Raw genomic sequence first — 13,937 nt, 5'->3', positions numbered from 1 at the left:
GAATGTTCACCGTACAATACTAATTCTTCGACGGAAGCGGTTGGGAGGTCTCAACCTTCGCGCTTTGACGGGCGTGCGTGAGGGGCGGTTATGTATAGACGGGACGAGGCCGGAGAACAGTGGCCCGGCCAGCCGGTGCACTATCGGCATACGCCAGCGGGCAAAGGCTCCCTACTCGATTTGCTGCCGCCTGATGAGGGGCAAGCCGTTCATACCTCGGAGATAGCACCGCCCGGCCGAAGATCGAACGAACTTCCGAAAGCACCTACACCTCAGACGGACGACACCGTTCGCTCCCGGCCACAGCCGCTTCGACCCAACTATTTTCCTCGACTGAGCGACCTCAGCAAGATTGACATCAACGATATCATCGGCTGGCTGCGCGACGGCCTTGTCTGGATCGTCGTGGCCGTGATCCTGTGCGTAGTCGCCGCGCTCGCTTACAAGGTGACGGCTACGCCACGATATGCCGTCTATACCGACATAGTCGTCGATCCCTCCAATCTCAACGTTGTCAGCGATGACGTCTTTACGACCAATCCCCAACGCGACGCGCAATTGCTGGAGGTTGAAAGCAAGCTTCGGATCCTGACGTCGCGCAACGTGCTGTCGCGCGTGATCAACCAACTGCACCTCACCGAGGATCCGGAATTCGTCAAGCCGTCCGCCTTCGATGCGCTGAAGAGCCTCTTCTCGACGAAAACGGAGCAGAAGGCAGACAATGAGCTTGCCGCCATGCGGGCGCTTTCGCAGCGCGTCGAAGCGCGGCGCGAAGAGCGGTCATTTGTCGTGGTGATGCAGGTCTGGAGCGAGGACGCGGCAAAGGCCGTGACGCTGTCCGACGCGATCGTCGACGCCTTCGAACAGGAACTCTTTCAGTCCGCAGCCGAGAGTGCCGGGCGCGTTGCCCAGAACCTGAACGCCCGCCTCGACGAGTTGCGCCAGAACGTTGCCCGCGCTGAACGGGCCGTCGAGGATTTCCGCCGCTCGAACGGCCTCCAATCAGCCAATGGCCAGCTCGTCAGCAATCAGCTCTCGAGCGAGTTGAACACCCAGGTCCTGGATGCCCAGCAACGCTTCATCCAGGCGCGGACGCGCTACACGCAGATGGATGAGGCGATCCTGCAAGGTCGAACCGCGAACACCACGGTGTTCGAGTCCCTCAACATGACGAACCTGCGCGAGCAGTACAATGTGCTGCAACAGGAGATCGCCTCGATGCAGCGCACCTATGGCGAACGCCATCCGCGCCTCGTCAACGCCCGCTCCGCGAGAACAGCGCTGGAAGCAGCCATGGCCGACGAAGCACGCCGTATCCTCGAGCGGGCCAAGCAAGACATGGACCGCGAGCAGCAGGCGCTCGCCACCTTGCGTACCAAGGCGAGCGAGGAGAAGTCGAATGTCTTCGCGGACAATGAAGCTCAGGTACAGCTTCGCGCCCTCGAGAGGGATGCCAGAACGAAGGCCGCCCTTTACGAGACGTACCTGGCGCGCGCCCAGCAGATCACCGAGCGCCAGCAGATCGACACGACCAATGTCCGCGTCATCTCGCGCGCTCTGCCGCCGAATTCGCGAAATTGGCCACCAAATACGATGGTCCTGCTGGCGGGCGGCGCGATGTTCGGCCTGGTGCTTGGCGTCGGTTTGGCCCTGACGCTTGGCCTGTGGCGCTTAGTACGCGGCGGCCGTCGCGCATCGGTCTGAGAGGGACCGCATGAGCAGCGCCGTCTATATCGAGCAGAGCCCGGCAGACTTGCTTCGCGCCCGCGTCGGCACTGTGCTCTTCATGGCGATGTTCCTGTTTTTCTGGATAACGACGACACCCTTTGTCGACCTGACCGGGGAGGCCGCGCTCGACCCATCGGCTGGCAATTTCAACCGTCTGAACCAAATCGTGGCCGTGCTCCTTTTCGCGGGGACGTTCGCCTATGGCCTTGCGCATCCGATGCGCAGCGTCATCCTCCACCCACGGCCGCTGCTTATCATACTGTTCACCTGGTTCCTCTTCGTTTCGGCGATCTCAGCCTATCCGATGCTCGGCATCAAAGTCACTGTGCTGGCGCTAATGGTTACGATCAATGCCAGCGTCTATTTGTTGCTGCCAGCGTCGGAACGACATTTCGCGAAGATGCTGGGCATAGGCCTCCTGTTCATGTTGGCGGTCGCCTACTATGGCATTGTCTTCAAGCCGAACCTGGCGATCCATCAGGCCTCGGAACTGCGTGAACCGATGAATGCCGGCTTTTGGCGCGGCCATTTCCCCCATAAAAACAGCGCCGCCGCGGCCATGGTGGTCGCGGCCTTCCTCGGTTTTTTCGTGATGAACACCTGGTCGCGGCTGGTGGGCATCGTTATCGTGCTTCTATCTTTCAACTTTTTGCTTCATACGGGCGGCAAGACTTCAACGGCCATGTTGCCGGCGATCGTTCTGCTCGCCTGGATCTTCGAGTGGCTCCGTTTCCTGCGCATCCCGATCGTCATCTGCGGCGTCGGGCTTTTCAATCTTTTTGCCGTCGGTTCCGCCGTCTTCAGGCCACTCAGCGACTTCATCACCGAACTCGGGATCGATGCGACTTTTACCAACCGGGCCGATATTTGGCGTTTCGCTTTCTCGGCGCTCGCCGAACGACCGATCACCGGCTACGGCTTCAAGGCTTTCTGGCAGACGGACGAACTCGTTCACAGCGGCGGTTCGATCGAGACCTGGGCCGTTGCGGCCGCAAACGGCCATAATGCCTATCTCGACATCGCACTGTTGACCGGCTTTCCTGGATTGTTCCTGACAGTGATCTGGTTGCTGATCTTGCCTTTGCGCAACATCGCACGTCTCGCACCCGCCGAAGAGCATTCACATCTTACCCGGCTTTTCATCCGGGTCTGGCTCTACACGATCTTCAGTGCGGGTCTAGAAAGTCTGTTCTTCGACAGCGGCAACCTGCTGTGGTTCACTTTCCTCTTTTCGATTTACGGCCTGCACCTTCAGTCGCGCGCGGTTCTTTTGGTAGCGCCGCCGCAAACAAAATCGGAAGCCGCGTATGCCTGATCTCATGCAAACCATCGACGCTCTGCTGGATCGCGTCGCCAATCGGCTTATCTGGCGGTTCGCCTCAAAGCCGCGCAATGTGACGACCGACGTGCCGCTCGTCTCCTTCACCTTCGACGACGTGCCTGATAGCGCGCTTCACAACGGTGCCGCGATCCTCGAGCACCACGGCCTGCGGGGTACGTTCTACATCGCCGGCGGTCTGGCAGGGCGCGTCGAGACCGACCGTACGCTGATCTCGCCCGAGGGCTGTGCCGATCTTGCCAGCCGGGGTCACGAAATCGGTTGCCATACCTATTCTCACAACAAGATTCGGCTTCTGGGTGGCGCCCGACTTGCGCAGGACCTCGACCGCAACGCTGACTACCTGACACGCAGCGGCGTCGGCGCGGCGGCGACGAACTTTGCGTTTCCTTACAATGCCGCTTGGCCTCTGGCGCGACGGAAACTGCGCCAACGCTATCGTACCTGTCGCGCCGCTGGGGAGTGCATCAATCGCCTCGCGGTCGATCCGCTGTTGCTCAAGGCCGTGGAAATTCGGCAGCCAGAGGCGCACGCGCGGGCGCTGACCGGGTGGATCGACGATGTGGTCGACCGGCCTGGCTGGCTCGTGTTCTTCACCCACGATATCGCCGCTCGGCCGACGCCATACGGTTGCACGCCAGAGACATTCGAACACCTTGTTCAATACGCGCTCGCCAAGGGGTGCACGATCCTGCCGGTCGAGCGGATCCTCGACAGGCTTGGCTGGTAGGAGGCGGCGTGTCCGAACGGAAGAACGACAACAACAGGCTCCTGGCGATCAACAACTACTTCTATCGGCGCGGCGGTGCCGAGGCGGTGTTCTTCGATCACATGAAGATGTTCGCCGATATCGGCTGGGACGTCGTGCCGTTCGCGATGCAGCACGAGAGCAATGAGCCTTCGCCCTGGTCGGATTATTTCGTATCCGAGATCGAATACGGCCGCCGCACGGGCGCGCTGCGCAAGGTGGTGCAGGCTGCGAGCGTCATCTATTCACACGAGGCACAGCGTAACATTGGCCGGTTGATCGAACAGGTTCGTCCCTCGATCGCCCATGCACACAACGTCTACCATCATCTGTCGCCAGCGATTTTCTCGACCCTGAAGGCGGCCGGGATACCGGTGGTCATGACGGCGCACGACCTGAAACTTGCCTGTCCTTCCTACAAGATGTTGCGCGACGGTGCCGTCTGCGAGGATTGTCGCGGCGGGCGCATCTACAACGTGTTGCGTCACCGCTGCATCAAGGGGTCCGTGCCCTTGAGCAGTCTTGTCCTTGCCGAAACCCTGCTGCATCGCACGCTCGGTCTCTACCGGGACATGGTGGACCGCATAGTCGTGCCGAGTAAATTCTACGTGGAGAAGCTGGCCGAATGGGGCTGGCCCCGAGCGAAGATGGTCCATATTCCGAACTTCGTCGATGTTGATGACTATCGCGATCGATGGACAGAGGGCGATTACTTCGTCTTCGCGGGGCGGCTTGCACCGGAGAAGGGACTGGCGACGCTGATACGGGCCGTCGCATCGTCGCGCCAGCGACTGGTTATCGCAGGAACCGGTCCCGAGGAGGCGGCCTTGCGCCAGCTTGCCCAGGAGACCGGTGCCGATGTCAGCTTTGCCGGATATCTGTCGGGCCACGATCTGCACCGCTTGATCGGGGAGTCGCGTGCGTTGGTCCTGCCGTCCGAATGGTACGAGAACGCGCCGATCAGCGTGCTCGAAGCCTATGCCCTGGGGCGGCCGATCATTGGAGCCTCGATTGGCGGCATTCCCGAGATGATCCGGGAAGGCGAGACCGGATTAACGGCCGTATCCGGCGACGCTGACGATTTGGCGCGCACGCTGGGGCGGATGGCAGCGCTCCCGGCCTCGGGGCGTGCGGTGATGGGAGCTTCGGGCCGGCGCTGGGTTGCCAGCGAATTCTCAGCTGCCGCGTATCGCAGCAGAACGCTTGATCTCTACGCTGCGCTCGGAGCCGGTTGACGGCCAATCGCCGTTAACCGCAAAGCCACAATGTCCGTATTCTCATGCTGGTCCGTATGACTTTTGGGCTATTTGTTTAAGAAATGAATTTATTGCGTAGTTGCCAAATGTTTTTGCGTAGATGGGGCTGGAACGGGCAATCCTCGGGGGGCGCATGAGTACGAAGTCTGAGATCCCGCGAAATTGTCACCTGCAACAATCGCCGATTTCACAGGAGGCAGAGCAATCAAGCCTGTCTGAAGGAAGTGATGGCGCGGGGCGGGGAACCCAGCGCAGTATTGTTCTGACGCAAAATCAGCGCGGATTATCGGGGCACGATGGAGCGGTTACCGTAGCTGGCGAGCGCAAGCGTGTCATGATGCTGGGATTGCGCGGCATCCCGAATGTGCAGGGTGGCGTGGAAAAACACGTCGAAATGCTCGCCAGCAAGCTGGTTGGCCATGGCTGGGACGTCGAGGTCCTGGGGCGCCGCCGTTATCTCGCGGGCGGTGCCGCATACGTGTGGAACGGGGTTCAGGTCATTCCTCTTTGGGCGCCGCGCCGCATGGCGCTGGAAGCCATCGTACATACGTTCCTTGGCGTCTGTGTTGCCGCGTGGCGGCGCCCCGATGTGTTGCACATACACGCCATCGGCCCGGCGCTTCTGACGCCGCTTGCGAGAATCTTCGGATTAAGGGTGCTCGTTACCCATCACGGCTATGACTACGACAGGCAAAAATGGGGCCCTTTTGCCAGGCGGACTCTGAAGCTTGGCGAATTCCTCGGCATGCGGTTTTCCAGTGGGCGAGTGGCCATCTCAAAAGACATCGCTCAAACAATGAGTGCCCGACACCACGTGTCGATGTCGCTGGTGCCCAATGGCGTTACGGTCACGCCCCCAACTGGCAGCGCCGGAATCCTTCAGGAGTTTGGCCTGGCGCGACGGCGCTACATTCTGCTCGCTGCGAGAATAGTTCCTGAGAAGCGGCAGCTTGACCTGATCCAGGCCTTCGCGAAGTGCGGTTTCACCGATACCCGGCTCGTCCTCGCCGGCGGTGCAGAGTTCGAAACGCCTTATGTCGAGAAGGTGAGGGCACTCGCCCGCGAGGTGCCTGGGGTCGTTCTCACCGGCTTCCAATCGGGTGACAGGCTGGCGGAACTTTTCGCCAATGCCGCGCTCTTCGTGCTCCCTTCGAGCCATGAGGGCATGCCGATCGCACTGCTCGAGGCGATGGCCTACGGTCTGCCGGTACTGGCGAGTGACATCGTCGCCAACCGGGAGCTGGACCTGGATTGCAACGACTATTTTCCGCTGGGCGATATCGATGCGCTCGCAGCGGCCGTCGTCACGAAGCTTACCGCTCCTCTGAACGATGAAGAAGTGCGCGAGCGCGCGACTCACGCAGAAGCTAAATACAGTTGGACAAACGTGGCCCAAAAAACCGCGGCAGTGTATGACACATTGCTGCGGAAATAAGCGGAGGCTCGTGTCGGCCGCGTTGCCGCCGAAATCAAAGTGCGACAGTGATCTTGCAGCTTAAGTAAACTCCGCCGACATGGCCGTGCTTTGCACACTTCCCTGAAAGACGAGCAGATAATGAACCTGAAACGCGTCGGCTGCCTTCTCGCATGGCTTGTATTTGCCGTAATCGCCTATTCAACGATGTCGCCGCTCGATTTGCGCCCGAGGATAGGGTTTGTTCATATCGAGCGGTTCGGCGCCTTCGGCCTGCTTGGGCTGCTGTTTGCCATCGCCTATCCGAGACGGCTCGGCCGCGTCCTGGTCCTCGTGCTCGCAACGGCGGTGGGGTTCGAACTGTTGCAGTTGATCTCGCCAGACCGCCACGCAAGGCTGGTGGACCTTGCGGTCAAACTTCTCGGCGGAGCCCTCGGCGTCCTCGGCGGCTGGCTCCTCATCCGCTATCGGCCGCTGCTGTTGAATTTGCTGGGGCGGATAAACCAAAACGCAAAATATGGCAGCTAAGACTGACGGCGACCCGAAAGCGTTGCCGACGCGCCGCCGATATTGGAGGCTCACTTGCCAGTATCCGTCATCATCAAGACGCTGAACGAAGAAAAACGCATCGCCGCCGCGATAGAGCACGCGCTGGCAGCGCTCGAGACCGTCGGCGGTGAGGTCATCGTCGCCGACAGCGGTTCCCGCGACCAGACCATCGAGATCGCCTCTCGATATCCCGTCGTCATCGCCCAGATCAGCCCGCCGGCGCTTCCCAGTTGCGGGATCGGTCCCCAGCTCGGCTTCCAGTATTCCCGCTACGAGCAGATCTGCCTGCTTGACGGCGACATGTTGCTGGATCGTGATTTCCTGGAGTTCGCGGTCCAGTTCCTGGCAGACAATCCGCGGGTTGCCGGTGTGACAGGCCACGTTCAGGAAATGCTGACCTCCAACCTCGAATATACTCGGCGCGTCACGCGCGACGCGCCGGAGAACCGTATCGGCACGATCGACCGCATGAATGGCGGCGGTCTCTATCGGCGCTCGGCGATCGAGACGGTAGGCTATCTCTCCGACCGCAATCTCCACGGCTATGAAGAATTCGACCTTGGCATTCGGTTGCGCAGCGCCGGCTGGAAGCTGCATCGCCTCGACCGGCGCTTCGTTCAGCATTTCGGTCACGCGCTCAATTCCTACCGGTTGCTCGTCCGGCGCTGGAAGAGCAAATATCTCCAAGGCATCGGTGAATTGCTGCGCGCATCGGTCGGGCGCCCTTATTTCTTCCAGCTCTTCAAGGAATTGCCAGAACTGAAGCTCTGGGCTCTTGTCTATTTGTGGTGGGCGATTTCGCTCGGCTCGCTGCTAATCCTGCCCAACGTAGCCCTCGCAGCCGGTTTCGTTACGGCAGTATTTGCCGGGGTGGTCGGTCTGATGAGCCTGCGCAAGGGCGGCTTCAACATGGGCCTCTACACCGTCGTCGCCTGGTTTTTCCATGCGGCTGCCTTGCTGGTGGGCATCTTCAGGGCGCGACAAAGGCCCGACGCACCGATCGAGAGCAAGCTGTTAGGCGCCCCGGCGTGACGCGAGGGACCTTGCTCGCAGCGGCGGCGCTTTTTGCATTCTGCTCCTTCGCGCGCGCTTCCGGCGAGTGGCTGCCCGTGCGCGAAACCTCCCTCGAGCTTCAGGCCGGCAGTCCCCTCGATTTTTCATCCCTGTTGCCGAACACGATGATCGACGACGATCATCGCCTGGTTCCCGGCCGTGATGGGCGGCTGGGTTTCGCTATTTCGCCGGAAAAGCCCGTCAGGATGCTCTGCGCCTCACTTGCCTGGAGCCCGGCTTCTGGGGGCTTCCCCGATCACAGCACTGCCGACCGCTACGCCCGGCAACTGGCGATGCATGGCTACAACATCGCGCGCCTGCATTTTGTCGATGCCAGCCTGATGTTCGGCCGCGACAAGGATTTCGACTACGACCCCGAGACGCTCGACCGTCTCCACTATCTGCTCGCGGCCCTGAAGCGCAACGGCATCTATTGGATCGTTGACGGCCTTACATCGTCGCGCGGCGCCTATGGTGGCTTCGACGATCGTTGGGACGTCGGCGGCAACCTGAAGCTCGCGCTCCACCTGGACGACGAAGCTTTCGGCCATTGGAAACGAATGCAGGAGACGATTCTCGGGCGGGTGAACCCTTATACGGGTGTCGCGCCGACCCGGGATGATGCCTTGGCGCTTGTCATCCTTGCCAATGAGAACGGGCTCGAGTTCGACAGTGTCGTTCATGATCGGCCGGGAAAGCCGCCTTACGACCCGTTGCTCGCCAAACCGTTCAACGACTGGCTGGCTAAACGCTACGGATCGACAGAGGCGCTAGCAAAAGTCTGGCCCGATCTTCGAGGCGGCGAGAACTTCGAGACCGGGACGATCGAGCTTCCGTCCGACCGGTACGCCGACAGTCCGCGGCTGCGCGACCTCCAGGCCTTTTTTGTCGAGACCGAACGCGCTACGGCCGCGCGGATGAGCGAAGTGCTGCGCGGGCTCGGCTATCGCGGGCTGATCAGCACCTACAACAACTGGCCGACGATCCAGACGGCATTGAGCCGGCGTGACCTAGAAGCCGTCACGATGAACACGTATCACGACTGGGTCAGCGGTTATGCGCCGGGAAGCACGACCGTCCAGACGAGTTCGATCGCCGATGGCGTCAACTACATCAGGATGATCGCAGCGGCGCGCTGGCTCGGAAGGCCGTTCGTGGTCAGCGAATACGACCACCTCTTCTGGAATCGCTACCGCTACGAGGCCGGCCTGGCGATGCCTGCTTATGCCGCCTTGCAAGGTTGGGACGTGCTTTGCCGCCATGCTCATGGTCCGATCGTGCTGTCCTATGGCGAGCCGTTTCTCCACAAAAGAGCGATGCTGCCCTATGCCATCGCGCTCGATCCGATCGCTCGCGCCGGAGAGACCCTGGCGGCACTCGTCTTCCGGCGTGGGGATGTCGCGACCTCGGACGTGACGATCCCGTTTTCCATGCGCGGAGAATTGGATCTCTCCGACGACATGCAGGCCCGCGAGCAAAATAATCTGACGGACCTCGCACTGATCGGTCGGATCGGTCTGCGCGATGCGAATCGGCTGGGGCAAACGCTTGCCGTGACGCAACCGCGACACCAGAGCAGCCAGGAAATCCTCGGCCGGTTGCGCGAAGATGGCGAGCTTTCGGCCACCAATCGCACCAGTATCGATGCCGGCATCTATCACAGCAGTACGCGTGAGATCCTGTTGAACCGTTTTGCGGGGCAATTGCGCGTCTCGACAACGGCGACCGAGGCGGCGGCTTTCTCGTCGTTGCGCGAGCCGATCGAACTCGGCGTGCTGCGCGTCGAACAGGCCGATGGCAACGGGCTTGTCGTGCTCTCGGCGCTCGATGCGGAAGCATCCTTGGCAAGGAGCCGTCGTCTCCTGCTGATCTTTGCGACCGACGCGCAGAATACCGACATGACGTTTCGCGACAGAGAAGAGAAGGTAATCGAGGATTTCGGCCGGCTGCCGGTGCGCATTCGCGAAGGCTATGTCGACCTTTCGCTTGCGCGAAGAGCGGCGGCGTGGAGCGTTTCGCCAGTCGGCCTTGACGGCAGCGTACATTCGCCGATCGCAACGGGGACGGGCGCGGTTTCCTTCCGCCTCTCCAACGCTGCCCCCTCCGGTCCGACGACCTATTTCCTGCTCGAACTGCGATGAGGAAAGTTTTGCATCAGGAACCGGCAAAAGGAGATAGTTGCGGCCGCGGGCGAAGCCGCGGAGCGCGCTCCATATCGGAATCGGTCAGGTTTTCCGGCGGCCTCAGACGTGCTTGCGGCCGCCGCTGTCGCGAAACCAGCTATCGGGATAAGGATACCACCAACCCTGGATCTCGGGCCTATGGTCGATAATCACCATCTTCGAACGCCGGAAGGCATCGAGCCCCTGACGGCCGAGCTCACGGCCGAGTCCAGAGGCCTTCCAGCCGCCGAAGGGCAAGGCGTCATTGTCGATCAGCGGGTTGTTGACCCAGACCATGCCGGCTTCCAGCCGTTCGGCAGCCTCATGCGCCTCGGCGAGATCGGTGGTGAAGACGGAAGCGCCTAGGCCGAAGGGGCTGTCATTGGCGAGCCTGATCGCCTCGTCGAAGTCCCTGACGCGGCAGATCGCGGCGACAGGCCCGAAGCATTCCTCACACATGATCGCCATGTCGGGCGTGACGCCGGTCAGGATCGTCGGCTCGTAGAACCAGCCGGTGGTGTGTTCCGGTGGAATGCGCCCGCCGGTAACCGCTCTGGCGCCACGTGCAATTGCATTGTCGACCAGCCGCATGACTTTCGCCCGCGCCGTCTCGCTGACCAGCGGGCCGATCTCGCTCCGGTCCAACCCGTTGCCGATGCGCAGCGCGCGTGTCTTCTCGACGAACAGGTGGACAAACTGGTCGTGTACGGCGTCGACGACGAAGAAGCGCTCGGCCGAGGTACAGACCTGGCCGCTGAGATGAAAGGCGGCGGTGACCGAACCGGCCGCCGCCACCTCCAGCGGCGCGTGCTGGCTGATGATCAGAGGGTCGCTGCCGCCGGCCTCGATCACGCAGGGCTTCATACGCTCGGCGCAGGCAACCGCGACGGCCTTGCCGGCGGCGGCGGAGCCGGTGAAAGCAACCGCGTGGGTGCGCTCCGAGACGATCAACGCCTGTGCGGTTCCGGCGCCTCCGGGTAGACAGGAGACAAGACCTTCGGGCAGCGAGCGGAAGACCGTCATGTAGTCGAGCGTCGATAGCGTCGTTGCCTCGGCCGGCTTGATCACACAGGCATTTCCGGCGGCAAGCGAGGCCGCCACCGTCCAGCACATCAACAGGATCGGAAAGTTGAAAGGCATGATGTGGACGGAGACGCCATAGGGCTCGTAGCGGGCGTATTGGAATGAGCCTGCCTGCGTCGTGCCCGCCACCTTGCCGACATCGTCCCGTGCCATCTCGGCATAATAGCGGAAGATCGGCGCGCAATTGGCGATCTCGCCGATCGCTTCCGGATAGGGCTTGCCCATCTCGCGCACCATCAGCTCGGCGCAGCCGGTGAAGTCAGCCGCCTCGATCGCGTTGGCAACGGCATGCAGATGTCTGGCGCGGCTCTTGGCGTCGAGCTTTTTCCATGTCGCTTGCGCCTTGACGGCGGCGGTAAGCACGGCATCGATCTCGTGATCGGTTGCGGAAGCGATGGCGCCGACGGTCTCCAGCGTCGCCGGATCGATTACCGGCCTCCCTCCACCGGCCATCGGCCGATATTCCGGATTGACGAAGAAAGCCGGCTGGTCTGGTGAAAACTGCATTGGATACCTCCGACCGGCTCAGCGGATCATATAGACCTTCTTGATCGTCTCGTGGACGGTGCACACGCCCTTCCAGTCCTGCGGAAAGAACGCGGCCGTGTCGGGCTCGATTTCGATCACCTCGCCGGATTCATGCACATAGGTGCAGCGTCCTTCGAGGAAGTGGCAGAACTCGTCGCGGGTGACATGGCAGTGCCATTTGCCGGGCGTGCAGACCCACAGTCCGCATTCGGAGCGGCCTTCCGGCCCCTTGTGCAGCAGCTTGCCGGATGTGCGGGATTCGCCCTCGATCATGGTGGGAATGACGCCCCAGTCGACAAGGTCGGTGATGGCGAGTGGAGATTGCATGACGGGTGTGATCATTGGTCTGTTCCTTGGAAATGTCTTATGCAACTCACCGACACATGAGGACCTTGGTCAGCCGGTGATTTCGGAGATGCCGGTCCAGCCGGCGGCATGTTGTGGAGCCCCTCGGTCAGGCCAGCATGTAGACGTTGCGCATGGTCTCGTGCACGGTGCATTCGCCCGTCCAGCCGGCAGGGAACATGACCACGCTTCCTGCCGTCACCTCTATCACTTCGCCAGTGTCCGACTTGTAAGTGGCGCGACCCGCAACGAAGTGGCACAGTTCGTCTCGCGGGATCGCCAGCCGCCAGCGGCCGGGCGTGCAGACCCAAATGCCGGATTCCGGTTGGTTGTTCGGCCCTTTGTGCACCAGCCTGCCGGTTGAGTGCGACGCCCCCTCCAGCGCGTCGGGCTGGGCGCCCCAGTCGACGAGGTCGGTGCGGGTGGAGGCCTGGTGAAGATGCGGCGCGGAAGAAGTCACAGCAGCTTCTCCAACAGGTCGGCAGCCTTTTCCGGGCCATTCTGCGAGCGCATCCGCGTCGACGTTTGCGCGAGCTTCGACGTGATGGCCGGAGAGGTCAGGCAGGTCTCGATTTTCTCGATCAGTTCGGCATCGCTCCAGTCATAGCGCGGCATTCCGAAGCCGTGGCCGGTCTCCTGGACTCGACTGGCGTTGTCGTGGCCGTCCCAGACGTAGGGCATGATGATCGCCGGCTTGCCGAAATAGAGGCACTCGGTGAAGGAGTTGTTGCCGCCGTGGTGGATCACCGCGTCGACCTGCGGGATGACCGACGGCTGCGGAAACCAGCTCTCGATGATGACGTTGCCCGGCACATCCGTGTACTGGTCCTTGTAGTCTCCGACGTTGACCAATGCGCGGTAGCGCGTTTGACCAATCGTCGCGATGATGCGTTTCAGAAGATCGACGTCACCGGCGCCCAGGCTGCCGAATGAAACGTAGAGCAGCGGCCCGTCATTGTTCTTCGTGAAGACAGGAACGGCATAGGGCTTCTCTTGCCGGACGCAGCCCTCGAGATATTGGAACCTGCCCGGGTCGAGCGGATGGCGACGCTTGAACTTCGCCGCCTCGGGATAGAGCAGCAGATTGAGATGTGGCGAGGCCTCGAAGAACTGACCGATAGGGTAGGGCGCTTCGTTGTTGGCGGCGAGGAAGGCGTTGAAGTCATCGTGGATCGGCTTGATCACCGCGTTGAAATGATCGCGGTAGCGCTTGTGCCCGGCATGGTCATTCTCGGCGCAGCCGGAGAGGTGGGGCGGGATGTCCTCATCCTCGATTTCGTTCTCTGAGCAGGAGATGATGCGCACCCATGGCTTGCCATACTGCTTGATAGCCGGAAACAGGATGACGTTGTCGACGCAGAGCACATCGGGCTTGATGCTGGCGAGAACGCGGGGCAGATCGTTCTGCGCCCATTTGGCGCTGTCGACGATCGCTGTCCAGCAATCCTTCACATAGTTGTCGACCTGGTCGTAGGGCGACTTGCGGAAGTTCGGGATGTGACCATTGATGAAATCTTCCCAGAACTTGGCCATTTGTTCGGGCGGCATCGGTTCGGAGAGGTTCACCGGATGCGCCTCGAAGCCGTAGCCCTTGTAGACGTCAACGAAGCCGGGATCGGACAGGAATACCGCCTTGTGCCCGCGCGCCTCGACCGCTTGGGCGATGCCGACCGAATTGAGCGCCGGACCAAAAGCCGCTTCGGGAAAGAACGCGATCGTCTTTCTCGCCATG

The 13,937-nt window shown here is 61.4% G+C and carries 12 protein-coding genes; 8 read left to right on the top strand and 4 right to left on the bottom strand.

Features of this window, described 5'->3' with window-relative positions; all coding sequences use genetic code 11:
* Nucleotides 1-90: 90 nt before the first annotated feature.
* The 8 genes from ABLE85_RS15075 (at nt 91) to ABLE85_RS15040 (ending at nt 10,228) form a co-directional block, all read left to right on the top strand.
* A complete protein-coding gene (locus tag ABLE85_RS15075; protein WP_348793547.1) occupies nt 91-1,704 on the top strand; it encodes a GumC family protein in 1,614 nt (537 codons plus the stop codon).
* Nucleotides 1,705-1,714: 10 nt separating this feature from the next.
* Nucleotides 1,715-3,043 carry an O-antigen ligase gene (locus ABLE85_RS15070; protein WP_348793546.1) on the top strand — a complete coding sequence of 443 codons (1,329 nt, stop codon included), beginning with the start codon at nt 1,715-1,717 and terminating at the stop codon, nt 3,041-3,043.
* The gene (locus tag ABLE85_RS15065; protein ID WP_348793545.1) at nt 3,036-3,797 is read left to right on the top strand and encodes a polysaccharide deacetylase family protein; all 762 of its coding nucleotides are present in this window, start codon (nt 3,036-3,038) and stop codon (nt 3,795-3,797) included. Before ABLE85_RS15070 ends, ABLE85_RS15065 begins: the two co-directional genes overlap by 8 nt.
* An 8-nt stretch (nt 3,798-3,805) precedes the next feature.
* Nucleotides 3,806-5,050, top strand: a complete 1,245-nt coding sequence (locus tag ABLE85_RS15060; RefSeq protein ID WP_348793731.1) for a glycosyltransferase family 4 protein — start codon at nt 3,806-3,808, stop codon at nt 5,048-5,050.
* Nucleotides 5,051-5,405: 355 nt separating this feature from the next.
* Nucleotides 5,406-6,506, top strand: coding sequence for a glycosyltransferase family 4 protein (locus ABLE85_RS15055; protein WP_348793730.1), 1,101 nt, complete (start codon nt 5,406-5,408; stop codon nt 6,504-6,506).
* Between the two features lie 120 nt (nt 6,507-6,626).
* A complete protein-coding gene (locus ABLE85_RS15050) occupies nt 6,627-7,013 on the top strand; it encodes a VanZ family protein (protein ID WP_348793544.1) in 387 nt (128 codons plus the stop codon).
* 54 nt (nt 7,014-7,067) lie between these two features.
* Nucleotides 7,068-8,066, top strand: coding sequence for a glycosyltransferase family 2 protein (locus tag ABLE85_RS15045; protein WP_348793543.1), 999 nt, complete (start codon nt 7,068-7,070; stop codon nt 8,064-8,066).
* 11 nt (nt 8,067-8,077) lie between these two features.
* A complete protein-coding gene (locus ABLE85_RS15040; protein WP_348793542.1) occupies nt 8,078-10,228 on the top strand; it encodes a glycoside hydrolase in 2,151 nt (716 codons plus the stop codon).
* Nucleotides 10,229-10,330: 102 nt separating this feature from the next.
* On the opposite strand, the gene ABLE85_RS15035 is transcribed toward ABLE85_RS15040, so the two are convergent.
* From ABLE85_RS15035 to ABLE85_RS15020, 4 genes are all read right to left on the bottom strand, one after another.
* Nucleotides 10,331-11,839 carry an aldehyde dehydrogenase family protein gene (locus ABLE85_RS15035; RefSeq protein WP_348793541.1) on the bottom strand — a complete coding sequence of 503 codons (1,509 nt, stop codon included), beginning with the start codon at nt 11,837-11,839 and terminating at the stop codon, nt 10,331-10,333.
* Between the two features lie 18 nt (nt 11,840-11,857).
* On the bottom strand, nt 11,858-12,202 hold the full coding sequence (locus tag ABLE85_RS15030; protein ID WP_348793540.1) for a cupin domain-containing protein: 345 nt from the start codon (nt 12,200-12,202) through the stop codon (nt 11,858-11,860).
* Nucleotides 12,203-12,314: 112 nt separating this feature from the next.
* Nucleotides 12,315-12,665 (bottom strand): cupin domain-containing protein, encoded by a 351-nt coding sequence (locus ABLE85_RS15025; RefSeq protein ID WP_348793539.1) that lies wholly within the window; start codon nt 12,663-12,665, stop codon nt 12,315-12,317.
* Complete coding sequence (locus ABLE85_RS15020) at nt 12,662-13,936, bottom strand: glycosyltransferase (protein WP_348793538.1); 1,275 nt, start codon at nt 13,934-13,936, stop codon at nt 12,662-12,664. The genes ABLE85_RS15025 and ABLE85_RS15020 overlap by 4 nt, the downstream gene beginning before the upstream one ends.
* Nucleotide 13,937: the final 1 nt, after the last annotated feature.

The organism is Mesorhizobium sp. KR1-2 (assembly GCF_040045035.1).
Taxonomy (GTDB): Bacteria; Pseudomonadota; Alphaproteobacteria; order Rhizobiales; family Rhizobiaceae; genus Pseudaminobacter.
The sequence above is the reverse complement of the archived record's forward strand: the minus strand, read 5'-3'. Positions and strand labels throughout refer to the sequence as shown.